Source organism: Pseudarthrobacter sp. NBSH8, from assembly GCF_014217545.1.
In the GTDB taxonomy this organism is placed as follows: domain Bacteria; phylum Actinomycetota; class Actinomycetes; order Actinomycetales; family Micrococcaceae; genus Arthrobacter.
Genome location: NZ_CP043178.1, coordinates 1,167,702 through 1,188,577, shown reverse-complemented (window position 1 = coordinate 1,188,577; position 20,876 = coordinate 1,167,702). Strand labels below are relative to the sequence as shown.

Below are 20,876 nucleotides of genomic sequence, written 5' to 3'. Positions count from 1 at the left end.
CCCAAAGCCCGGATCCGGTGAGCTTTTCTGTAGGCTGGCATATGTGACTTTTCCAGTAATCGGCGTTGTTGGCGGCGGCCAACTCGCGCGCATGATGGCCCCGGCCGCTACCGCCCTTGGCTTTGAACTCCGTGTCCTGGCTGAGGCGGAGGACGTTTCAGCCGTATCGGCTGTGTCCACTTCACCAGTGGGTGACTACAAGGACCTCCAGACACTCCTCGACTTCGCGGACGGCCTGGATGTCATGACGTTCGACCACGAACACGTCCCCACGGACCACCTCCGGGCCCTTTTGGCCGCCGGAGTCAATGTCCAGCCCGGTCCGGATGCCCTGGTTAATGCCCAGGACAAACTGGTGATGCGGGCTGCCATCGACAGCCTGGGTCTCCCAAACCCCACTTGGGCTGCCGTGGCTGACGTCGCCGCGCTCGTGGCCTTCGGCGATGAAACCGGTTGGCCCGTTGTCCTCAAAATGCCCCGCGGCGGCTACGACGGCAAGGGCGTACGGATCATCGATTCCGCCGACGCTGCCGAAGAGGCTGCTCCGTGGTTCGAGGCCATGAGCCCGCTCCTCGCCGAAGCCAAGGTTGAGTTCAGCCGCGAATTGTCCGCACTGGTGGCCCGGACACCGGGCGGCGAAGCGAGGGCGTGGCCAGTGGTGCACACCATCCAGGTAGATGGTGTTTGCGACGAAGTCATTGCCCCTGCCCTGGACATCCCCCTCGAAGTCGCCGCGGCCGCGGAAGACGCGGCGCTGCGCGTCGCCTCGGAACTGGGCGTCACCGGAGTGATGGCGGCGGAACTCTTTGAAACGCCGGGCTCCGGCGTCGGCTTCCTGATCAACGAACTCGCCATGCGGCCCCATAACACCGGCCACTGGACCCAGGACGGTTCCGTTACCAGCCAGTTTGAGCAGCACCTGCGGGCGGTCCTTGACTTACCGTTGGGTGCCACCGACATTCTGGGTCCGGTAGTGGTCATGAAGAACTTCCTCGGCGGCGCCAACCAGGACCTGTTTTCCGCCTACCCTGCCGCCCTTGCCAGCGAGCCGGCCGCCAAGGTCCACTGCTACGGCAAGTCCGTGCGTCCGGGACGCAAGATTGGCCATGTCAACCTGGTCGGGACCTCCACGGATGTTGTGGACTCGGTCCGACAACGCGCAACCCGGGTGGCGGCCATCATCCGCGATGGCCGGGTTCCCGCCGAAGAATCAGCACGGATTTCCGAGGAGAACGCATGACCACCGAAACCACCGCCGGCACCGGCCCACGTCCCATCGTTGGGCTGGTCATGGGCTCAGACTCGGATTGGCCGGTCATGGAAGCTGCCGCGGATGCACTGGCTGAGTTCGGCATCCCCTTCGAAGCCGATGTGGTCTCCGCTCACCGGATGCCCACCGAAATGATCCGGTACGGACAGACAGCCCACGAGCGCGGGCTCCGGGTCATCATCGCCGGCGCCGGCGGAGCCGCCCACCTTCCAGGCATGCTGGCAAGCGTGACGCCCCTGCCCGTCATCGGCGTCCCGGTCCCCCTGAAGACCCTGGACGGTATGGATTCCCTCCTCTCCATCGTGCAAATGCCGGCCGGCGTCCCCGTAGCCACCGTGTCCATTGCCGGTGCCCGGAACGCAGGCCTGCTCGCGGTCCGGATCCTCGCGTCGGGAACGGACCAGCTGGCAGCCGCGCTCCGCGCCGACCTCATGGACTTCGCCCAGGAACTCAACGACGCCGCCACCCGCAAGGGAGCCAACCTCAGGCAAAAGGTCAGCGAAGTCTTCGCCGACGGCAATGGTGTTCTCCGGGGCAGCCGTTAAGGAACCCGACATGTCCAGAAGCGAACCGCAGCAGCCAGCAACCGGCACAGTCATGACTGATCCTGTCCGGTATCCGTCCAGCGCCTCCGTGCCATTCCGGACCAAACGGGGCTTGGCCCTGGTCCTGATGACCCTCCTGGTGCCCGGCAGCGCCCAAATTGTGGCCGGCGACCGCAAGCTCGGCCGCGTTGCGCTGCGCGTCACCCTCAGCGCGTGGGCTTTGCTGGCGGTCACCCTGCTGCTGCTGGCAGTGAACCGGTCGCTCCTGATCAACATCCTCACCAATCCGTTTGCCTCGCTGGTGATCATCCTGGTCCTGGTCGCGCTGGCGCTCGGATGGGCATTCCTGTTCATCAACACACTCCGGCTGATCCGCCCCGTCCTGCTGGCACCGGCGGCGCGTCCCGCCGTCGGCATCGCCCTGGTCCTTGCCCTGGTCCTGAGCAGCGGCACCCTTGGGTATGCCGCGTACCTGCTGAACGTGGGCCGCAACGCCATCGGCAGCATCTTCGCTGGGGGCCCAACGATCGATCCCGCGGACGGCCGCTACAACTTCCTGATGATGGGCGGTGACGCCGGCGACGACCGCACAGGCAGGCGCCCGGACAGCCTCTCCGTGCTCAGCGTGGACGCCAAGACCGGCGAGACTGCCATCATCTCAGTGCCGCGCAACCTGCAGAACGCCCAGTTCAGCGAAGGCTCGCCCATGCGCAAGATCTACCCGGACGGCTACGACTGCGGCGACGAGTGCCTCATCAACGCCATCAACACCGAAGTGACGAATGACTACGCCGACCTCTACCCGGGTGTAGACGACCCCGGTGCGCAGGCCACGCTTGAGGCGGTGTCGGGAACCCTCGGCATCACCGTACAGGCCTACGTCCTGGTGGATATGGCGGGCTTCGCCAAACTCATTGACGCGATGGGCGGCATCAAAATCAAGGCCGGCGGCTGGGTTCCGATGAGCGGTTTCTTCGACGAGGTTACCCGCACCCATGGCATGCCATTGGGCTGGATTCCTGCCGGTGACCAAACACTCGACGGCGAGCACGCCCTTTGGTACGGCAGGTCCCGCGAATACGTCGACGACTATTCCCGGATCCAGCGTCAGCAGTGCGTCCAGCAGGCCATGCTGAAGCAGCTGGACCCTCCCACGCTGCTGTCCAAATTCGAGGACATCGCCAGCGCAGGCACCAAGGTTGTGGAGTCCAACATTTCCTCGTCCCAGCTCGGCAGCTTTGTGGATCTCGCCACGAAGGCCAAGGGGCAGGAGGTCAAGCGGCTCACCATCGGCCCGCCCGACTTCGACGCGTCCTTCTCCACGGTGCCTGACTTTGACATCATCCACGCCAAGGTGAACCAGCTGCTGGCATCAGCTTCGGGCCCACAGGCTGCTGCGCCCGTTGACAGCATGGTGCAGGCATCAAGCGTGGGCGGAGGCCTGCAGGCGTCCTCTCCATTGCGGCCGGCCGCCGGCCTGCCAGCGGGATCGGCCGCGCAGCAAACCCCGCCGCCGTCGTCCGACTTCACCCCCGTGACTACAACGCCCGACGGCGAGCCGATCACCGAGGAGCTGCTGAGCCAGCTCAAGCGCGAGGGTAACGAAGAAGCTATCCGCCAACTCGTGGCCACCAACGGCAAGTGCGCGCCACTCTAGGCCCAGCGCCTTCGCCGGCATCCCGGCCGCAGCACCTGACTGCACGAACACGAAGACCTTAAGACCTGTAGACCAAGAATGGACACCGGCTGTGTACGAAATTGAGAACGTCCTCCGCGACTATGCCTGGGGATCCACCACCGCGATCGCAGGGCTGCTGGGACGCCCCGAGTCCGGCCGGCCGGAAGCCGAGCTCTGGATCGGAGCCCATCCCGGCGCCCCTTCCATGGCCCGCCGGGCGGACGGCTCCGTGGCAGCGCTGGACGCCTTGATTGCCGAAGATCCGGAACATTTCCTGGGCAGCGAATCCGTGGCAGAGTTTGGCCCACGGCTCCCCTTCCTGACCAAGATCCTTGCTGCCGCCCAACCTCTGTCGCTCCAGGTCCACCCCAGCATTGAACAGGCCAAAGTAGGATTCGCCCGGGAGAATGCTGAAGGCATTGCGCCCGATGCCGATCACCGCAACTACCGCGATGACAACCACAAGCCCGAAATGCTCTTTGCGCTGACGCCGTTCGAAGCGTTGTGCGGGTTCCGGGCGCTGGCTGCAACCCGGAAGATCCTGCTCCACCTTGCCGCCCGCTTCGAATTGGTGGAAGCCGGGATCCCGCCCCTGCTGCTGGAACTGCTGGAGGTCCTGGAAAACCCCGATGAGGACGCCGGTCTCAAGAGTGCCTTCGAGCGGCTGATCAAGGGCGGCGACGACGTCTCGCACACCACAGCATTGGTGGCGGCCGTCCTGGTCTCCGGCGCTCCGCTGGCACCCTACCAAGCGGAACTTTCCACGGTCATCAGTCTCAACGAGAAGTACCCGGGCGATCCTGGCGTGCTGATTTCGCTGCTGCTGAACAGGATTTCACTGGCCCCGGGCGAGGCCGTCTACCTCCCCGCGGGCAAAGTGCATGCTTACCTGCACGGCATGGGTGTCGAGGTCATGGCGTCCTCGGACAACGTCCTTCGGGGCGGGCTGACGCCGAAGTACGTCGACGTACCCGAGCTGCTCCGGACCGCCGAATTCCAGTCGGTGGCCATCCCCAGGCTGACGCCGGAATTCTCCAGCCTTGGCCAGGAGCTCTATCAGCCGCCCTTCCGGGAGTTCCAGCTTCAACGGATCGAACTGGCACCCCGCGCGGAGCCGGTCCCGCTGGCACAGGCGGGCGCAGTCGTTGTTATTGTTGTTGCCGGATCGGTGTATCTCGATTCGCCAAAGGGCGATCTGCAGCTGACCCGCGGCGGCAGCGCCTTCCTGCCGGCCGCGGAAGCACCGGTCAATGTCCACCCCGTGGCCGGGGCAGAGTCACCGGCCATTGCCTTCGCCGTGACCACATCCCTGAAGGCCTGAACCGTGGAATTCTTCCTGCAGACACCCGCTTGGGCGGAAGTCCAGGCTTCCCTGGGCCGCACCGTCCATCAGCAGTCAGGTCCGGGCTGGAGCTTCCTGGCCGTGGAGGAGAAAAACCCTGCCGGCAAGGTCCTCTATGCCCCCTATGGGCCCGTCGCATCCTCGGCGGAGACGTTCGACGCCGCCCTGGCCGCCCTGGTTGCCACCGCACGGTCGTGTGGGGCGGTGTTTGTCCGGATTGAGCCGGTGTCCGCGGGGCTTGAGTTGCCGGCCGCCGCGGAGCTCAGCCGGCGCGGCCTTCAGCCGGCGCCGGTGAACCAGCAGCCTGAGCTCAGCTGGATCGTGGAGCTCGAAGGTGACTTCAAGGACGTCCTGGCCGCGATGAAACCCGTGAACCGGAACCTCTACCGGAACATCCACAAGAAGGGCGTGACCTTCCGGACGTCGAAGGACCCGGAGGACATCAGTATCCTGTTGGAGTTCCTGCATATGACGGCCCGGCGGAACGGTTTCAAGCCGCAGAGCGACGAGTACCTGACCCAGGTGGCAGCCTCCCTGATGCCCGCCGGCGCAGCCACGCTGTTCATCGCCGAGCTGACCGGCGAGCCGATTGCTGCAGCCTTCGCCTACGATTCCGCGGACACCAGGACGTATGCCCATGCCGCCTTGGATGATACCCACCGCAAGCTCAGCGCCGGCATACCGCTCCTGGTGACCCTGATGGCGGATGCCAAGGACCGGGGCCTGAAACACGTGGACCTGTGGGGCGTTGCGCCCGCGGATCAGCCCGACCACAAATGGGCGGGATTCACCGCGTTCAAGAAGTCCTTCGGCGGCCACGAGGTGGCGTACCCCGGCACCTGGGACCTCCCGGTGCAAAAGCTCCGGTATAACGCGTATCAACTGGCCCGGAAGCTGCGCGATAAGCTGCGTGCCCTCCGTTACCCCGCCTCACCCGGCGCGCGAACTGGCAGCTGATGGCGCCAAATCAGGAATTTGCGGGTCATTAGCTGCCAGTTCGCGCAGGAGGACGCGGGGTGAAGAGCCTGCTAGCTCTTGCGGGCGTAGCCTTCCCACTTGCTGGCCTGGTGCTCGCCGTCGACAAAGCGGATGGTGCCGGACTTGGAGCGCATCACGATGGACTGGGTGAGGACCTTGTCCTTGGAGTAGCGAACGCCCTTGAGGAGGTCGCCGTCGGTGATGCCGGTGGCCGCGAAGTAGCAGTTGTCGCTGGACACGAGGTCATTGGTGGACAGCACTCGGTCAAGGTCGTGGCCGGCGTCGATCGCCTTCTGCTTCTCGTCGTCGCTGGTGGGCCACAGCCGGCCTTGGATAACGCCGCCGAGCGACTTGATGGCGCAGGCTGCAACGATGCCTTCCGGGGTGCCGCCGATGCCCATGAGGGCGTCGACGCCGGTGCCGGAGCGGGCTGCGGCAATGGCGCCGGCTACGTCGCCGTCCATGATGAACTTGGTGCGCGCACCGGCTTCGCGGATCTCTTCGACCAGGGGGCGGTGGCGATCGCGGTCAAGGATCATGACGTTGAGCTGGTTGACCTTCACGCCCTTAGCCTTGGCGATGAGGTGGAGGTTCTGCTTGACCGGGAGGCGGAGGTCCACCATGTCGGCGGCTTCCGGGCCGGTGACCAGTTTTTCCATGTAGAACACGGCGGACGGATCGAACATGGAGCCGCGCTCCGCTACGGCAAGGACTGCCAGGGCGTTGTTGATGCCAAGCGCGGTCAGCCGCGTTCCGTCGATCGGGTCCACGGCAACGTCGCACTCAGGACCGGTGCCGTCGCCAACATGTTCGCCGTTGAACAACATGGGAGCTTCGTCTTTTTCGCCTTCGCCGATGACCACAACACCGTTGAAGTGGACCGTGTGAAGGAAGGAGCGCATAGCGTCAACTGCCGCGCCGTCAGCCTTGTTTTTGTCGCCGAAACCAACCCAGTGGCCACCGGCGATGGCCGCGGCCTCGGTGACGCGGACAAGCTCAAGTGCGAGGTTGCGGTCTGGCTCGTCGATGCCCACGGCCAGGGAGGGGGAAATCGTGGAGTACTGCTGGGTCATAGGCGCTGGTGACACGTGAACCTCTTCTTCGAGTGGCGATCATTGGACCCGCTCGGCCGGATTCAGCCGGTGCGGTGATTCCTCTGGTACTGATCATAGTCTGGGCGGCGCCTTCAGGGCGTGGCATGACGCAGTCGTGCAACATGGGCCTTCAGCCTCCCGCACTCCCCCGACTGTGAGTTGCGCCTGAACATGGGCGACTATAGAGAGGTGAGCGAAATGCAGGAAAAGACCAGTCCCGGACCGAACCCCTCCGACTCCGGAGCAAACGGCGATGGCGCAGGCACTGCCGAAACAGCCCCCGTCCGCCCAGTGATCCCCGCCGCAGCTGCAAAGCGCGCCAATGCCTCCGTGATCGGCATGGTCGTTGCCCTGGTGGTCAGCATCGCCGCCTTCCTGCCCGTTATCCTGATGAACCCCCTCCCCAAGAGCGACGGATTCCGCCCGGACATCGATGTCAGCGCCGTGGCCCGGAACGCCACGGATGTGGCCGGATTCACACCCGTAACACCGGACACCGGCAAGTCGTTCACATCCAACTACGCACGATGGGAGTCCGGCAGCGGCAGCGGCGTTCCCACCTGGGAGGTTGGCTACCTGACCCCGAAGGAGTCCTTCATCGGCCTGGTCCAGACCCGCCAGCCCAACCCCACCTGGCTCGTCCAGCAGACCAGGAGCGCTCCCGTTACGGGAACGCGTGCAGCGGGCGGGCAGGACTGGAAACTGCATGACACCGGCAAAGGCGAAAAGAGCATGGTGCTGAATTACCGCGGAACCACTGTCGTCCTGACTGGAAGCGCCCAGCTGGACGAATTCGCTGAACTCGCCGCCGCCGTCGTGCAGTCCATGGAAGCCAATCCGGCTGTCACAGTTTCGCCGTCAGCCAGTACCGCCCCGTAAAGTAAGCCCGTGGCTACTTATCTGACCCCTGCCCTTGCCTGGCGCCGTATGCGCGAAGGCAACGAACGCTTTGTCGCCGGCGAATCGTCGCACCCGAACCAGGACGCGTCCCGCCGGTCGTCGCTGGTGGAAAACCAGAACCCGTTTGCCGTGATCTTCGGCTGCTCGGACTCCCGGCTCGCCGCCGAGATCATCTTCGACCTGGGGCTGGGGGACGCCTTTGTGGTGCGCACCGCCGGCCAGGTAATTGACGACGCCGTATTGGGCTCCCTCGAGTACAGCATCAGCGTGCTGGGGGTACCGCTGATCGTGGTGCTGGGGCATGACAGCTGCGGCGCTGTGAGTGCCACCAAGTCCGCAGTGGACACCGGCAACATGCCGGTGGGCTTTATACGGGACCTGGTGGAGCGCATCACGCCTTCGGTACTGACGTCCATGCGGAACGGCGAGCACGAGGTCAACGACATGGTGGTGGAGCACGTCAAGCAGACGTCCCAGCGCCTGGTGGACAGCTCCCGTGTGATTTCCACCGCAATCGAGAACGGCCGCGCCGCGGTGATCGGCCTCTCCTACAGCCTCGCCGAGGGCCGCGCGAACGCGGTTTCCGGGATCGGCGACGTCTAGGCCCAGCCTGAATCGTTGCCCGTAGCATGCGGTTCACGGTTTTAGTCCGGGCCCCGGATCGCCCTAAGCTAGCCCCATGACTTCCACTGAAGAATTCCGCATTGAACACGACACGATGGGCGAAGTCCGCGTCCCCGTGAACGCCCTGTACCGTGCACAGACGCAGCGTGCAGTTGAAAACTTCCCCATCTCCGGCAAGACCCTGGAACGGGCGCACATCGAGGCGCTCGCCCGGGTCAAGAAGGCTGCCGCGCAGGCCAACGCAGAACTTGGGGTGCTCGACGGCGAGCTGGCCAAGGCGATCGCAGCGGCTGCGGATGAGGTAGCTGCCGGTAAGTACGACGGCGACTTCCCCATCGACGTTTTCCAGACCGGCTCCGGCACGTCCTCGAACATGAACACCAACGAGGTCATCGCCGAGCTGGCCACCCGTGCCCTCAAGGCCGCCGGCAGCGACAAGGTTGTCCACCCGAATGACCACGTCAACGCCTCGCAGTCCTCCAACGACGTCTTCCCAACGTCGGTCCACGTTGCCGCCACCTCGGCCCTGATCAACGACCTCATCCCGGCGCTCGGCTACCTGGCCGAGTCCTTGGAGCGCAAGGCCGTGGAGTTCAAGGACGTCGTCAAGTCCGGCCGCACCCACCTCATGGACGCCACCCCGGTGACGCTAGGCCAGGAGTTCGGCGGCTACGCAGCCCAGGTCCGCTACGGCATCGAACGCATCAACGCCGCCCTCCCCCGCGTCGCCGAAGTTCCGCTCGGGGGCACCGCTGTGGGCACGGGCATCAACACCCCTGCCGGCTTCCCGGAGCGAGTCATCGAACTGCTCGCCACGGACACCGGACTGCCTCTGACCGAAGCCCGTGACCACTTCGAGGCGCAGGCCAACCGCGACGGCCTCATCGAAGGCTCCAGCCAGCTGCGCAACATCGCGATTTCCTTCATGAAGATCAACAACGACCTCCGCTGGATGGGCTCCGGCCCCAACACCGGCCTTGGCGAAATCGCCATCCCGGACCTGCAGCCGGGCTCCTCGATCATGCCGGGCAAGGTTAATCCGGTCATCTGCGAGGCGTCCATCATGGTCTGCGCCCAGGTCATCGGCAACGACACCGCCATCGCATGGTCCGGCACCAACGGCGCCTTCGAGCTCAACGTCGGGATCCCCGTTATGGCCGCCAACCTGCTCGAGTCCATCAGGCTGCTGGCAAACACCAGCCGGGTCATGGCGGACAAGATGATCGACGGCATCACCGCCAACGTGGAGCGCGCCCGCTTCCTGGCCGAGGCGTCCCCCTCGATCGTGACGCCGCTAAACAAGTACATCGGCTACGAGAACGCGGCGAAGATCGCCAAGAAGGCCGTGGCCGAGGGTCTCACCATCCGTGAGACCGTCGTCGCCATGGGCTTCCTGGAGCGCGGCGAGGTCACCGAAGAGCAGCTTGACACTGCGCTGGACGTTATGTCCATGACGCGCCCGCCGCACAAGGCATGACCCCCGGTATCTAGGCACTCAGCACCAACGAACGACGGCGGCCGGCACCTTTCCACGGAGGGTGCCGGCCGCTGTCGTTCGTCGCGCAAGCTGGCGGAGATCTCGCGCCGCACGTTCTTCAATTACTTCCCCACAAAGGAAGACGCCATCCTCGGCCACGTGGAAGATGAAAATCCCCCAGGATGTCATCGACGGCTTCATCGCCGGCGGTGCGTCTTCCCCGTCGGGAGAGATCTCCCCGGACCTCTTCCAGGACCTGATCGGACTCTCGCTGAAACTGTCCGAAAACATGGCAGCCTCCGAAGAGGAGACCCGTCAGCTGATCGGCGTGATCAAGAAGGAACCGCTGCTGCTGACCCAGAAGCGCATCTGGATTATCTTCTCGGCGCTCATTGCCGGCGTGCTGCTCTCCAGCCTCGACCAGACCATCGTCTCGACCGCCATGCCCACCATCGTGATGCCTATCTACAGCAAGTTCGGGGACGTCCTCGGCCGCCGGAACCCGTTCCTCATTGCCATTGAGCTGTTTACCCTTGCGTCAGTGGGTTGCGCCCTGGCCACAGATTTCTGGGGCTTTGTGATCTTCCGCGCCATCCAGGGCCTGGGCGGCAACGCATACGCGGACTCCCTCGCTCCGGTCTTCTGGTAGCTGGCCTCCCGACGCCGCTGACCGGCGTCGTACGGCTGTGAGCCGTAGCGGCGCAAGCCGCAATAATAGCCGTCAGGGGCGCCGCGATCTTGGGGGTTGCGGCGCCCCTGTTGTATGTCACCGTAGAGCTGCTCCGTCACGGCTCGAAATGGGCATCCCGGACCGCGTCAGGCAGGCAGCAGCATGGCCGCGGCGGCGCCGGCGAGCATAAACGGGCCAAACGGGATCGAAGATTTCAACGTGCCGCGGCGGGCCGCCAGCAGGGCCATAGACCAGAGGCCCCCCAGCAGGAAAGCTGCAAACGTCCCCGCAAAGACGTGCCCCCAGCCAAGATAGCCAAGATACATTCCCAGGACGCCGGCCAGTTTCACGTCGCCAAAGCCCATGCCGGGCGGGTAGACCATCCGCAGGACAAAATAGAACGCCCACAAAACCGCCCCGCCGGCCAGGATGCGCAGCGCCGGGATCCCCAGGAGCTCGGCAGCACCGTCAGGTGACCCCAGGATCGCGGCAGGACCCGCAATCACGTGCACCAAGGCAGCCGCGAGCAACAGGACCCCGGCCACGCCGTACGAGGGGAAGACAATCCGGTTGGGCAGCAGGTGGTGGCGCACGTCAATAACCGTCAGGCGGACTGCCATGACAAAAAAGTAGGCGCAAGCGGCCAGTACCAGCCAGAACGCCAGCGGGGTGGCGTCCCACAGTCCATCGAGTCGTCGGATCACCCCTCGGATGCTACTGGATTGGTGCGCCGCACCGCAGAACCCACGCGTAAACTGTGGATATGTCGACATGGGACACCAGGCGCCGGCCGGATCCGGAGGGCAGCGCTGACGCTGCGGACCTGAGCACCATGTTCCGGAACCTTTGCCGGTCCTCCCCCTGGAAGTGGCAGTCACTGCGCTTTGAATACTGGGATGAACCGTTTTCCGACGTCCCAGACCCGTCCGCACCGCTGGTCCGCGCCTGGCTCCGCCGACCCGGTGCACTTCGTCTGGAAACCGCTGACCGGTTTGTCCTCCACAGCACCACCGGAATCAACGATTCCAAGGACGGCTTGTACGTCAGCGCCACCCGGAAGTCCTGGCTGTTGCCGCCCCACTTAGTGGCGCCTGTTTACGACGACGGCGGCCTGGTCAGGCGCCGGCCGGAGGCAGCATACGGCGAGCCTGGCTTCGGAAACGGCCGTTTCTCGGCCGCCCTCGATCCCGTGGAACTCGCCGGGAACGCGCCTGTCCCGATCGAGTTCCCGGGGACCAACGCCGTCGAGATCGACGCCGTTAGCCGCGTGGATCACGATGGCCGGCCGGCACTGGAGGCAATTGTGACGCCTTCGGCGTCCTATCGTTCCGCGTATCCTGCCGCCTCGCTCTGCCTGCCCGGCAGCAACCGCGTGCGGATCGACCTGGAGACGGGCGTCTGCGTTGCCACCCGGTCGCTGGAAGCGGCAGCCCCGAATCATGGGCACTGGATCCGGATCCTCGCCGTGGATGAATACATGTTGGACGACCTTTTTGTGGCCGAGTCCATGAACCTCACGGACGTCCGCCGCCACATCAGCTGGGACATCCGCACCTGATCGCAGCTACCCCTCCGGCCATCACCGGCGGTTGACAAGCCCCGTGGCCCGCCCTGGGCTAGGCTTCCCTGATGACCGCGCTGACTGCCATCTGGCCCCTCTTCGGCCTCGAGCTGACCACACCCCGCCTAGTGCTGCGACCCATTGCCGACGCCGACATTCCTGTCGCGGTTGCAGCGGCAGCGAGCGGGGTCCACGAACCCGGCCGGAACCCCTTCAGCACGCCGTGGACAGAACTGCCGGCAGAAACTCTGGGGCACAACATGGCGCAGTGGTACTGGCGCTGCCGCGGCCAGGCCACGCCGGAGGACTGGACCCTGCTCCTGGGCATCTGGTACCTGAACGAATTCATCGGCTGCCAGGACATCGGCGCCAAGGACTTCGCAACCCTCAAGACCGTCAGCACCGGCTCATGGCTCAAGCAGTCCCTCCACGGCCAGGGCCTCGGCACTGAGATGCGGGCCGCCGTCGCGCTCTACGCGTTCGACTGGCTCGGCGCCGAAGTCGCCGAATCCGAAGCGGCAGCCTGGAACGCCGCCTCCCTGGGCGTGTCCCGCTCCCTCGGCTACGAACTCAACGGCGTCCATAGGCAGTCCTGGGGCAGCGAGGCCGTGGAAGTCCAAAAAATGCGCCTCACTCCCGTAACCTTCAAACGCCCCGACTGGGCCCTGCAAGTGAAGGGCCACGAAGCAGCAGCCAAGTTCCTCGGGGCTCGCTGAGGGCACTTCCGACGGAGAAGGGCCGTGGCCCGACGAGCGGAACCACGGCCCTCGCTACCGGATCGTATGGCTAGATTTCGGCGCCCTCCAGCAGTTCTGTTACCAGGGCTGCGATCGGGGAGCGTTCGGAGCGCGTCAGGGTGATGTGGCCGAAGAGAGGGTGTCCTTTCAGGGTTTCGACAACTGCGGCAATACCGTCGTGCCGGCCGACGCGCAGGTTGTCACGCTGGGCGACGTCGTGGGTGAGGACGATCTTGGAGTTCTGGCCGATTCGGCTCATCACGGTGAGGAGGACGTTCTTCTCAAGTGACTGGGCCTCATCAACGATCACGAACGCGTCGTGCAGGGAGCGTCCGCGGATGTGCGTCAGCGGCATAACCTCCAGCATGCCGCGGTCCATGACTTCTTCCACGACTTCCTGGCTGACCAGGGCGCCGAGTGTGTCAAAGACCGCCTGTGCCCAGGGGTTCATCTTTTCCGACTCGGAGCCGGGCAGGTAGCCGAGTTCCTGGCCACCTACGGCGTAGAGGGGGCGGAACACGATCACCTTGCGGTGCTCGCGGCGTTCCAGCACCGCTTCCAGGCCGGCGCACAGGGCCAGCGCGGACTTGCCGGTGCCGGCCCGTCCGCCGATCGAAACGATTCCGACGGCGGGGTCCATCAGCATGTCGATGGCCAACCGCTGCTCCGCGGAGCGTCCGTGGAGCCCGAACACGTCCCGGTCCCCCTTGACCAGCCTCACCTGCTTGTCGGCGCCCACCCGGCCCAGGGCTGAGCCCCGGTTGGAGAGGATCACCAGCCCGGTGTTGACCGGCATTTCCGCGGCTGCGGGGATGAAGACAGGCTCGTGGCCGTACAGAGTGGAGATTTCTTCCTCGCTGGCTTCCACCTCGGCCACGCCGGTCCAGCCCGAATCCTTCACGAGCTCGTTGCGGTATTCGTCGGCCGTAAGTCCCATAGCGGAAGCCTTGACCCGCATGGGGAGATCCTTCGAAACCACCGTGACGTTCCGGCCTTCATTGGCCAGGTTCTTGGCCACGGCAAGGATCCGGCTGTCGTTGTCGCCACTGCGGAAACCCAACGGAAGCACGTCGGCGGAAATGTGGTTCAACTCCACCAACAGCGTGCCGCCCTCGTTTCCGATGGGGATGGGCTTGCTCAGGCCACCGTGTTTCACCCGGAGGTCATCGAGCAGCCGGAGCGCTGTGCGGGCAAAGTAGCCCAGCTCGGGGTCGTGCCGTTTCCCCTCAAGTTCCGTGATCACAACGATTGGAACAATGACTTCGTGCTCTGCGAAGCGGAGCAGCGCCCGTGGATCCGAGAGCAGGACGGAGGTGTCAATGACGAAGGTGCTAATGGTGGCGTCCCTTCCGGAGACAGCAAAACCGGCCGCAGATTTTTCGTCTGCTGCACCGGTTTGTGAGGTGGCTCGCGTGGTGCGAGAGGTAGCTTTCTGTCCCTGGTCAAAAACGGCCTCGGGCAGTTGTTCAGAAATAGCCACATCGACTCCAGCCCCGGGCACGCGCCCGGAATTGTTATTGGTGAGGCGGCTCGGCCTGGAGGCCGGGTCCGGCCTCCCATACAACCGGTGCGAAATTTCGCTCCATGTACTGGCCTCCCCGATCAGCCGGCGTTTTTGCCTGCTGATGGATACAACGTAAATCCCCGCCCAGTAATTTCCGGTGCCATCCGTCGGCGATTCCTGTTGCGGCCGTGTGAATTCCGTGTGAACGGCGCTGACAGATCAGGTGCCGAAGCGCCGCTGCCGGCCTGCATAGTCCCGGAGGGCGCGAAGGAAATCCACTTTGCGGAAAGCGGGCCACAACGCCTCGCAGAAGTAGAACTCACTGTACGCACTTTGCCACATCAGGAACCCTGACAGCCGCTGCTCCCCGGACGTTCTGATGACCAGGTCCGGATCCGGCTGGCCGCGCGTATAAAGGAAGCGGGAAATATCGTCGACGGACAGCGAGTCAGCGAGCACCGAAATGTCAGACCCCTTGGCTACGGCGTCGTGAAGCAGCTCCCGCACGGCGTCGACGATCTCGCGGCGTCCGCCGTAGCCCACCGCAACGTTGACATGGATCTTTTCGCGAACCGGCGTGCGGGCCGTGAGCTTGTTGAGCCGGTCAGCCAGGTAGTCGGGCAGGAGCTCGGGGGCGCCCATGGCGTGGACCGAGATGTTGGCGTCCTCGTCCAGACGGTCCAGGGTGTTGGCGATGATGCCCATCAGAAGATCCAGCTCCTCGCTGGACCGGCTCATGTTGTCCGTGGACAGCATGTACAGCGTGACCACCTTGACCCCGAGTTCCTGGCACCAGCCCAGGAACTCATGGATCTTGTCCGCGCCGGCCTGGTGGCCCTGGCTGGTGGGTGCATTGAACTGCTTGGCCCAGCGGCGGTTGCCGTCCACCATCACGCCGATGTGCTTGGGAATGCGTCCGCCGGCAAGCTCGCTGAGCAGCCGCCTTTCGTAGAAGCCATAAAGGAACCCGCGAAATTCCACGAGGAGACTCACCTGACTTCCGTTGCTGTTCGACGGCATTGCACATCCTAGGCTACCGTCCGGGACCGGAGCGGGTGCGCCGGGACGTGCCGGATGACCCGTCATGATCGTTACCCATGAGTAACTTACGCAAAGAGAGGATATTCTGAACCCATGAACAGCCAGACTCCTGACGCTTCCCGCGCGCCCTCCGCGGACCACGGCAACAGCGCCCTGGACGACGCCGCTGTCCGGCTGGCCGAACTCCTGATGATCAAGCCCAAGTGGCGCGGTTGGATCCACAGCGTCACGGCGCCGCTGGCTCTGGCCGCGGGGATCGTCCTGGTGGTCCTTGCCCCGACTACAGACCGCAAGATCACCTCGGCAATCTACGCCGCTACCGGCGTCCTGCTATTTGGCATCAGTGCCATCTACCACCGCGGCAACTGGTCCCCCGGCGTGAAGATTGTGCTCAAGCGCTTGGACCACACCAACATCATGCTGGTCATCGCCGGCAGCTACACGCCCTTGGCCTGGTCGCTCCTGGAGCAACCCAAGGCGGTCCTGCTGCTGTGGGTCATCTGGTCCGGGGCCATCCTCGGCGTGCTGTTCAGGCTGCTGTGGACGGACGCCCCGCGCTGGCTGTACGTGCCAATCTACATTGCACTTGGCTGCGGGTCGCTGTTCTACCTGCCCGAATTCTTCGCGGCCAGCGTCCCGGCGGCCATTCTGATCTGTGTGGGCGGAATCCTGTACATCACCGGCGCAGTGTTCTACGCGCTCAAGAAGCCCAACTTCAGCTACGAGCACTTCGGCTTCCACGAACTCTTCCACGCACTGACAGTCCTGGCATTCGCAACACACTTTACGGCGATCGCCATCGCAGTCCTCAGTTGACCTCGCGGGAACCGTGAACTGGCGGAAACCGGTGGGTGCGCGAGAAGTCGGCCCGCCTTAGTCGCGGGGCTGGGACCGATCGGCCGGCTGGCCCTGCCCATTGCCTTCGAGGCCATCCTCGACGCCTTCAGCATCCGGCTCCCCGGCAGCACGGAGTCCGTCGTGGTCGTCGGCGGCTTCGATGTCCGCGGCCGCAGCCGCTGCCTGGCGCTCTTCTTCCACCTGCGCGCGGTAGCGGACGCGGCGGATGCGGCGGACCATGTCCACAATCAGCAGCGTGGTGGCCAGCACAAAGAACGCCGTCATGATGAAGCCCCACAGGCCCGGGGTGATCTGGTCCTCGGAGATGCCCTCACGCAGGCCGGGCGTCGGCAGTGGTGAGGGCGTGGTGGTCAGGGCGAGGAGCATGTGATGCACGGTTCAAACCTTCTGTGGAAACTGATGGGCAGCCAGCCGGTGATTCCGGAGGCTGGTCCGCGGGACCCGGACCAGCCCGCTGCTTTTCTACACGGCATAGAATATGCTGCCGTCTCTATCTTAGCCCGGCGAAAAGGTCCTTTTCGGGCAATACTGCGGGGACCCTGGACTCGATCAGGGAGTAGCCTTCCCATGGCCACACGCGGCGCTGCATTTCGGCCGAGACAGCAAAGAAGAACCCCAGCGGGTCCACCTGCGTGCGGTGCGCGCGGAGGGCGTCGTCGCGGGCCTCAAAAAAGTCCCCGCAGTCGATCTGCGTGGTGGTGGCATGGGCGCCCCGCGGCGGCGTGTGGCCCTCCGCGTCCGTTTCCAGCCAGGCGGCAAGCCGCTGGGCGTACGGGGACTGCAGACCCGCTTCCTCCAGGGCAAAATGCAATGCGCGGAACCTGTCCGGACTGAAGGCCCTGTCGTAGTAGAGCTTGCTTGGTTCCCAGGCGGCACCGGCGTCCGGATACCTGTCCGGGTCACCCGCAGCCGCAAACGCCTCCACTGCCACCCGGTGCGCCATGATGTGGTCCGGGTGCGGGTATCCTCCGTTTTCGTCATAGCTGACGATCACCTGCGGCTTGAAGTCCCGGACCAGCCGCACCAGCGGCGCCGCGGCTCGCGCCAGCGGCTGGACTGCAAAGGACCCTGCGGGCAGCGGCGGCAAGGGGTCGCCCTCAGGCAGCCCGGAATCCGTGAATCCGAGCCAGCGCTGTTCGATGCCAAGTACCTTGGCCGCCCGGTTCATCTCCAGCCGGCGCGCCCCTGCCATGTCCCGCTTGGGATGCGGCTCACCTTCCACGGCAGGGTTTTGAATATCGCCGCGGGATCCGTCTGTGCAGGTGGCCACCATGACTTCCACTCCGGCGGCGGCGTACATCGCCATGGTGGCCGCGCCCTTGCTGGACTCGTCGTCCGGGTGCGCATGAACGGCTAGCAGCCTCAGCGGTGCCGGGGTATGCGTGGACGCTGTCATCGAAGGACGGCTCCTTATTCTTCTGCGGCTGCTGTGACGGCCACTGGACTGACGGGACTGCATATAACGGGACAGACGGAATAGCTGCGCGGGAGAGGTGTGCGGATCCGCCACGGACAGCCATGGACCGGAACCGAACTAAACTGGACTGGTGACTACCCACGATCAGCCCGCAGTGTCCCCGCCTGCAGACACTAGCCTAGCCAATCGTTATGGCAGTAAAAAGCCGTCCCTCCCGCCGGCGTTCAAGCGTGGCATCGCCGTAGCGGCGCTGGCGGCCGGAGTTGGGTTTATGGCCTGGGTCTCCACGTCGAACGCTGTCTCGGACGTGACGTTCAAGGACGTCGGATTCAGCACCATTGATGCCACTGCGGCAGAGGTTGATTTCCAGGTCACCAGGGACCCGGGAACGGCCGTCAAGTGCGCTGTGAAGGCCCTCGACTCCAAGTTCGCCGTGGTCGGTTGGAAAGTCGTGGACATCCCGCCGGGGGAAACTAACGGAACGGCCGACGGCGGCAGGACAGTTTCGCAGCGCGTGGCCCTTCGGACGGAGTCCTTGTCCGTTTCCGGCGTAGTGGACGACTGCTGGATTCCGCGCGCCGGGACGTAGCACCATGTGATCTGTGCCCTATCCCGGTTGGGTATGTCCAGAGTATTGACTACAATGGGTCAATACCTTTACCCCGCTGAGCTGGTTGCTGAGTTCCACAAGTGGCCACCGTTGCGGGGTCTTTTGCATGTATGACCATTAGGAGAAGTCCGTGTCTACCACCAACAGCGCGCCTGCAGCCTGGCTCACCCAGGAAGCTTTTGACCGCCTGAAGGCAGAGCTGGACCACCTTTCCGGCCCTGGCCGTGCGGAGATTGTCCAGAAGATTGAAGCGGCCCGGCAAGAGGGCGACCTGAAGGAAAACGGCGGCTACCATGCGGCCAAAGAAGAGCAGGGCAAGATCGAAGCCCGGATCCGCCAGCTGACCGCGCTCCTGCGAGATGCCCACGTAGGAGAGTCCCCCGCTGACGACGGCATCGTCGAGCCCGGCATGCTCGTTGTTGCCCTGATCGCCGGCGACGAAGAGACATTCCTGCTGGGGTCCCGCGAAATCGCCGGCGATTCCGACCTGGACGTGTTCAGCGAGAAGTCACCCCTCGGCGCCGCAATCGTCGGCCACAAAGAGGGTGCGAAGCTCAGCTACACTGCGCCGAACGGCAAGGACATCACGGTCGAAATCATCTCCGCCAAGCCGTATGCAGGCTAACGCGTCACACTGAACGCGCTTCAGGCCTTACCGGCCTGGCCAAACGTCGGTCCCCGTCAGGAGGCCGGCGTTTTTGCGTGCTTGGGGCGCAGCAACAGGGCAGCGACAACTCCGCCTGCCGCCCCGCCGAGGTGCGCCTGCCAGGAGATGTAGCTGCCCATGATCGGCAACACACCGAGCAGGATGCCGCCGTAGACCATAAACAGCACCACGGCGAGCAGGATCTGCCGCCAGCTGTGGTTGAAGAAACCCCGCACCAGGAGGAAGGCGAACAACCCGAAAACCAGGCCGGAGGCGCCAACTGTGATGCCGCCGTCGCCAATCAGCCACACCGTCAGCCCGGAGCCCAGCCAGCTGAATCCCAGGGCCGTCAGGAACACCCGCACGCCTGACAGGAACACCAGGAAGCCGAAGACGATCAGGGGCAGGGCATTGGAGAGCAGATGGTTCAGATTGGCGTGCAGCAGCGGGAACGTCAGGATGTCCAGCAACCCGTCAGCGGACCGCGGCCGGAGCCCGAAGGTCCGGTTCAGGGCGTGCAGGGTCAGCATGTTGAACAGTTCGATGACAAAGAGCAGGGCCACAAAGCCGCCGGCCACCAACAGCCCCACTTTAGCCCGCGAGGCTGTGGTTTCCCGGCTCCGCGGCTTTCCGTCCCCCATCGCGTCAAGCATGGCTGCTCCTAATGCACCACAATGGGCTGGAAGCCCTCGGCACGGAGGGCGCCGAGGACCTGCTCACAATGTTCGTGGCCCTTGGTTTCGAGGTTCACGGTGATGGAAACGTCGCCCATGCTGATGGAGCCGCCAACGCGGGTGTGGTCCAGGCCCGTGACGTTCGCATCGTTTTCGGCGATGATGCGGGCGATGGTGGCCAGCGAGCCCGGCCGGTCATCCAGCATCATCCGAACTGTCATGTAGCGCCCGGCGGCGGACAGGCCCCGCTGGATGACTTTAAGCATCAGCATCGGATCGATGTTGCCCCCGGACAGGATCACGGCGGTAGTCCCGGGGTTTTCGATTTTGCCATCCATCAAGGCGGCAACTCCCACCGCCCCGGCGGGTTCCACCACCATCTTGGCACGTTCCAGCAGGAAGATCAGGGCGCGCGCCAGGGAATCCTCGCTGACCGTGACAACATCATCCACGAGCTCACGGATGATACTGAAGGGCAGCTGTCCGGGCCGACCCACGGCGATACCGTCAGCCATGGTGGACACTTTCTTCAGCGGAACCAGTGCGTCGGCGGCGAGTGACGGCGGATAAGCCGCAGCGTTTTCGGCCTGGACACCGATGATGCGGATTTCCCGCCCAAGTTCCCTGGCCCGGGCCTTGACGGCTACAGCGACTCCGGCCAGCAGCCCGCCGCCGCCCACCCCCATCAGGATGGTATCCACGTTGGGGATCTGCTCGAGAATCTCCAGGCCTATGGTTCCCTGGCCGGACACCACATCCACGTTGTCAAAGGGGTGCACAAACACCATGCCGGATTCGTCGGCGTAGCGCTGCGCCTCGGCGAGGGCCTCATCCACGTTGTGGCCGTGGAGGATTACTTCTGCGCCGTGGCTGCGGGTGGCCGCCAGTTTCGGAAGGGCTACGCCCAGAGGCATGTAGATGCGGGCTTTGATGCCCAGGCTTTTGGCTGCTACGGCCACGCCCTGGGCGTGGTTTCCGGCTGATGCGGCCACCACCCCCCGCTTTTTCTCCTCGGCCGAGAGCTTGGCCATGCGGACATACGCACCGCGGACCTTGAATGATCCCGCCCGCTGCAGGTTTTCGCACTTGAAGAAGACGTCGCCGCCCACCATCCCGCCCAGGGCCCGTGACGATTCCACCGGGGTCCGCATAATGATCCCCTCGAGCAGCTTCTGCGCCTCCAGGACATCGTCCAGCGTGACGGGAAGGGTTTCAAGGGTGTTCACGGACTTATTCTCCTTGGGTGGATA

21 protein-coding genes and 1 pseudogene are annotated in these 20,876 nt (G+C 64.6%); 14 read left to right on the top strand and 8 right to left on the bottom strand.

What is annotated here, in order from left to right; translation table 11 throughout:
• Positions 1-91: 91 nt before the first annotated feature.
• From FYJ92_RS05520 to FYJ92_RS05500, 5 genes are all read left to right on the top strand, one after another.
• The gene (locus FYJ92_RS05520; protein ID WP_255482382.1) at positions 92-1,240 is read left to right on the top strand and encodes a 5-(carboxyamino)imidazole ribonucleotide synthase; all 1,149 of its coding nucleotides are present in this window, start codon (positions 92-94) and stop codon (positions 1,238-1,240) included.
• Positions 1,237-1,815, top strand: coding sequence for a 5-(carboxyamino)imidazole ribonucleotide mutase (gene purE / locus FYJ92_RS05515; protein WP_185262950.1), 579 nt, complete (start codon positions 1,237-1,239; stop codon positions 1,813-1,815). The genes FYJ92_RS05520 and purE overlap by 4 nt, the downstream gene beginning before the upstream one ends.
• Positions 1,816-1,825: 10 nt before the next feature.
• Positions 1,826-3,472: an LCP family protein gene (locus FYJ92_RS05510; protein ID WP_185262949.1), complete on the top strand. Its 1,647-nt coding sequence runs from the start codon at positions 1,826-1,828 to the stop codon at positions 3,470-3,472.
• Positions 3,473-3,563: 91 nt separating this feature from the next.
• On the top strand, positions 3,564-4,814 hold the full coding sequence (gene manA / locus FYJ92_RS05505) for a mannose-6-phosphate isomerase, class I (protein WP_185262948.1): 1,251 nt from the start codon (positions 3,564-3,566) through the stop codon (positions 4,812-4,814).
• A 3-nt stretch (positions 4,815-4,817) separates the two neighbouring features.
• Positions 4,818-5,792 (top strand): peptidoglycan bridge formation glycyltransferase FemA/FemB family protein, encoded by a 975-nt coding sequence (locus FYJ92_RS05500; RefSeq protein WP_185262947.1) that lies wholly within the window; start codon positions 4,818-4,820, stop codon positions 5,790-5,792.
• Between the two features lie 71 nt (positions 5,793-5,863).
• On the opposite strand, the gene glpX is transcribed toward FYJ92_RS05500, so the two are convergent.
• Entirely contained in the window at positions 5,864-6,886 is a 1,023-nt protein-coding gene (gene glpX / locus FYJ92_RS05495; protein WP_185262946.1) for a class II fructose-bisphosphatase, read from the bottom strand.
• A gap of 219 nt (positions 6,887-7,105) precedes the next feature.
• Here glpX and FYJ92_RS05490 point away from each other — a divergent pair, with 219 nt between their 5' ends.
• The 4 genes and pseudogenes from FYJ92_RS05490 to FYJ92_RS05475 form a co-directional block, all read left to right on the top strand.
• On the top strand, positions 7,106-7,786 hold the full coding sequence (locus FYJ92_RS05490; protein ID WP_185263687.1) for a DUF4245 domain-containing protein: 681 nt from the start codon (positions 7,106-7,108) through the stop codon (positions 7,784-7,786).
• 9 nt (positions 7,787-7,795) lie between these two features.
• A complete protein-coding gene (locus FYJ92_RS05485; RefSeq protein WP_185262945.1) occupies positions 7,796-8,410 on the top strand; it encodes a carbonic anhydrase in 615 nt (204 codons plus the stop codon).
• Positions 8,411-8,486: 76 nt separating this feature from the next.
• Complete coding sequence (locus FYJ92_RS05480) at positions 8,487-9,908, top strand: class II fumarate hydratase (RefSeq protein WP_111906278.1); 1,422 nt, start codon at positions 8,487-8,489, stop codon at positions 9,906-9,908.
• Positions 9,909-10,197: 289 nt separating this feature from the next.
• Positions 10,198-10,518, top strand: a pseudogene (locus FYJ92_RS05475) (MFS transporter); the annotation flags it as partial.
• Between the two features lie 206 nt (positions 10,519-10,724).
• Here the strand turns inward: FYJ92_RS05475 and FYJ92_RS05470 are convergent.
• Positions 10,725-11,282 (bottom strand): prepilin peptidase, encoded by a 558-nt coding sequence (locus tag FYJ92_RS05470; protein WP_185262944.1) that lies wholly within the window; start codon positions 11,280-11,282, stop codon positions 10,725-10,727.
• Positions 11,283-11,341: 59 nt separating this feature from the next.
• On the opposite strand from FYJ92_RS05470, the gene FYJ92_RS05465 reads away from it, so the two are divergent.
• Both FYJ92_RS05465 and FYJ92_RS05460 read left to right on the top strand, forming a co-directional pair.
• On the top strand, positions 11,342-12,136 hold the full coding sequence (locus tag FYJ92_RS05465; RefSeq protein ID WP_185262943.1) for a hypothetical protein: 795 nt from the start codon (positions 11,342-11,344) through the stop codon (positions 12,134-12,136).
• Positions 12,137-12,207: 71 nt separating this feature from the next.
• Positions 12,208-12,855, top strand: coding sequence for a GNAT family N-acetyltransferase (locus FYJ92_RS05460; RefSeq protein WP_185262942.1), 648 nt, complete (start codon positions 12,208-12,210; stop codon positions 12,853-12,855).
• Between the two features lie 70 nt (positions 12,856-12,925).
• Here FYJ92_RS05460 and FYJ92_RS05455 read toward each other — a convergent pair whose 3' ends face one another.
• Positions 12,926-14,356: a PhoH family protein gene (locus FYJ92_RS05455; RefSeq protein ID WP_185262941.1), complete on the bottom strand. Its 1,431-nt coding sequence runs from the start codon at positions 14,354-14,356 to the stop codon at positions 12,926-12,928.
• 243 nt (positions 14,357-14,599) lie between these two features.
• On the bottom strand, positions 14,600-15,361 hold the full coding sequence (locus tag FYJ92_RS05450) for an isoprenyl transferase (RefSeq protein ID WP_185263686.1): 762 nt from the start codon (positions 15,359-15,361) through the stop codon (positions 14,600-14,602).
• Between the two features lie 153 nt (positions 15,362-15,514).
• On the opposite strand from FYJ92_RS05450, the gene FYJ92_RS05445 reads away from it, so the two are divergent.
• Positions 15,515-16,237 (top strand): hemolysin III family protein, encoded by a 723-nt coding sequence (locus tag FYJ92_RS05445; RefSeq protein WP_370526155.1) that lies wholly within the window; start codon positions 15,515-15,517, stop codon positions 16,235-16,237.
• A gap of 57 nt (positions 16,238-16,294) precedes the next feature.
• Here FYJ92_RS05445 and FYJ92_RS05440 read toward each other — a convergent pair whose 3' ends face one another.
• Both FYJ92_RS05440 and mca read right to left on the bottom strand, forming a co-directional pair.
• The gene (locus FYJ92_RS05440) at positions 16,295-16,654 is read right to left on the bottom strand and encodes a hypothetical protein (RefSeq protein ID WP_185262940.1); all 360 of its coding nucleotides are present in this window, start codon (positions 16,652-16,654) and stop codon (positions 16,295-16,297) included.
• Positions 16,655-16,769: 115 nt separating this feature from the next.
• Entirely contained in the window at positions 16,770-17,675 is a 906-nt protein-coding gene (gene mca / locus FYJ92_RS05435; RefSeq protein ID WP_185262939.1) for a mycothiol conjugate amidase Mca, read from the bottom strand.
• A 151-nt stretch (positions 17,676-17,826) separates the two neighbouring features.
• Between mca and FYJ92_RS05430 the strand changes: the two genes are divergently transcribed.
• On the top strand, positions 17,827-18,285 hold the full coding sequence (locus tag FYJ92_RS05430) for a DUF4307 domain-containing protein (RefSeq protein WP_185262938.1): 459 nt from the start codon (positions 17,827-17,829) through the stop codon (positions 18,283-18,285).
• A 151-nt stretch (positions 18,286-18,436) separates the two neighbouring features.
• Entirely contained in the window at positions 18,437-18,931 is a 495-nt protein-coding gene (greA, locus tag FYJ92_RS05425; RefSeq protein WP_185262937.1) for a transcription elongation factor GreA, read from the top strand.
• Positions 18,932-18,987: 56 nt separating this feature from the next.
• Here greA and FYJ92_RS05420 read toward each other — a convergent pair whose 3' ends face one another.
• Both FYJ92_RS05420 and ilvA read right to left on the bottom strand, forming a co-directional pair.
• Positions 18,988-19,605 carry a rhomboid family intramembrane serine protease gene (locus tag FYJ92_RS05420; RefSeq protein WP_185262936.1) on the bottom strand — a complete coding sequence of 206 codons (618 nt, stop codon included), beginning with the start codon at positions 19,603-19,605 and terminating at the stop codon, positions 18,988-18,990.
• 8 nt (positions 19,606-19,613) lie between these two features.
• Entirely contained in the window at positions 19,614-20,852 is a 1,239-nt protein-coding gene (gene ilvA / locus FYJ92_RS05415) for a threonine ammonia-lyase (protein WP_056343503.1), read from the bottom strand.
• Between the last annotated feature and the right edge of the window lie 24 nt (positions 20,853-20,876).

Excerpts from the sequence above, each read along its gene's own strand:
- FYJ92_RS05520 (WP_255482382.1), top strand. The coding sequence starts at position 92 with ATGATGGCCCCGGCCGCTACCGCCCTTGGCTTTGAACTCCGTGTCCTG.
- purE (WP_185262950.1), top strand. The coding sequence starts at position 1,237 with ATGACCACCGAAACCACCGCCGGCACCGGCCCACGTCCCATCGTTGGG.
- FYJ92_RS05510 (WP_185262949.1), top strand. The coding sequence starts at position 1,826 with ATGTCCAGAAGCGAACCGCAGCAGCCAGCAACCGGCACAGTCATGACT.
- glpX (WP_185262946.1), bottom strand. The coding sequence starts at position 6,886 with ATGACCCAGCAGTACTCCACGATTTCCCCCTCCCTGGCCGTGGGCATC.
- FYJ92_RS05490 (WP_185263687.1), top strand. The coding sequence starts at position 7,106 with ATGCAGGAAAAGACCAGTCCCGGACCGAACCCCTCCGACTCCGGAGCA.
- FYJ92_RS05480 (WP_111906278.1), top strand. The coding sequence starts at position 8,487 with ATGACTTCCACTGAAGAATTCCGCATTGAACACGACACGATGGGCGAA.
- FYJ92_RS05465 (WP_185262943.1), top strand. The coding sequence starts at position 11,342 with ATGTCGACATGGGACACCAGGCGCCGGCCGGATCCGGAGGGCAGCGCT.
- FYJ92_RS05460 (WP_185262942.1), top strand. The coding sequence starts at position 12,208 with ATGACCGCGCTGACTGCCATCTGGCCCCTCTTCGGCCTCGAGCTGACC.
- FYJ92_RS05445 (WP_370526155.1), top strand. The coding sequence starts at position 15,515 with ATGAACAGCCAGACTCCTGACGCTTCCCGCGCGCCCTCCGCGGACCAC.
- mca (WP_185262939.1), bottom strand. The coding sequence starts at position 17,675 with ATGACAGCGTCCACGCATACCCCGGCACCGCTGAGGCTGCTAGCCGTT.
- FYJ92_RS05420 (WP_185262936.1), bottom strand. The coding sequence starts at position 19,605 with ATGCTTGACGCGATGGGGGACGGAAAGCCGCGGAGCCGGGAAACCACA.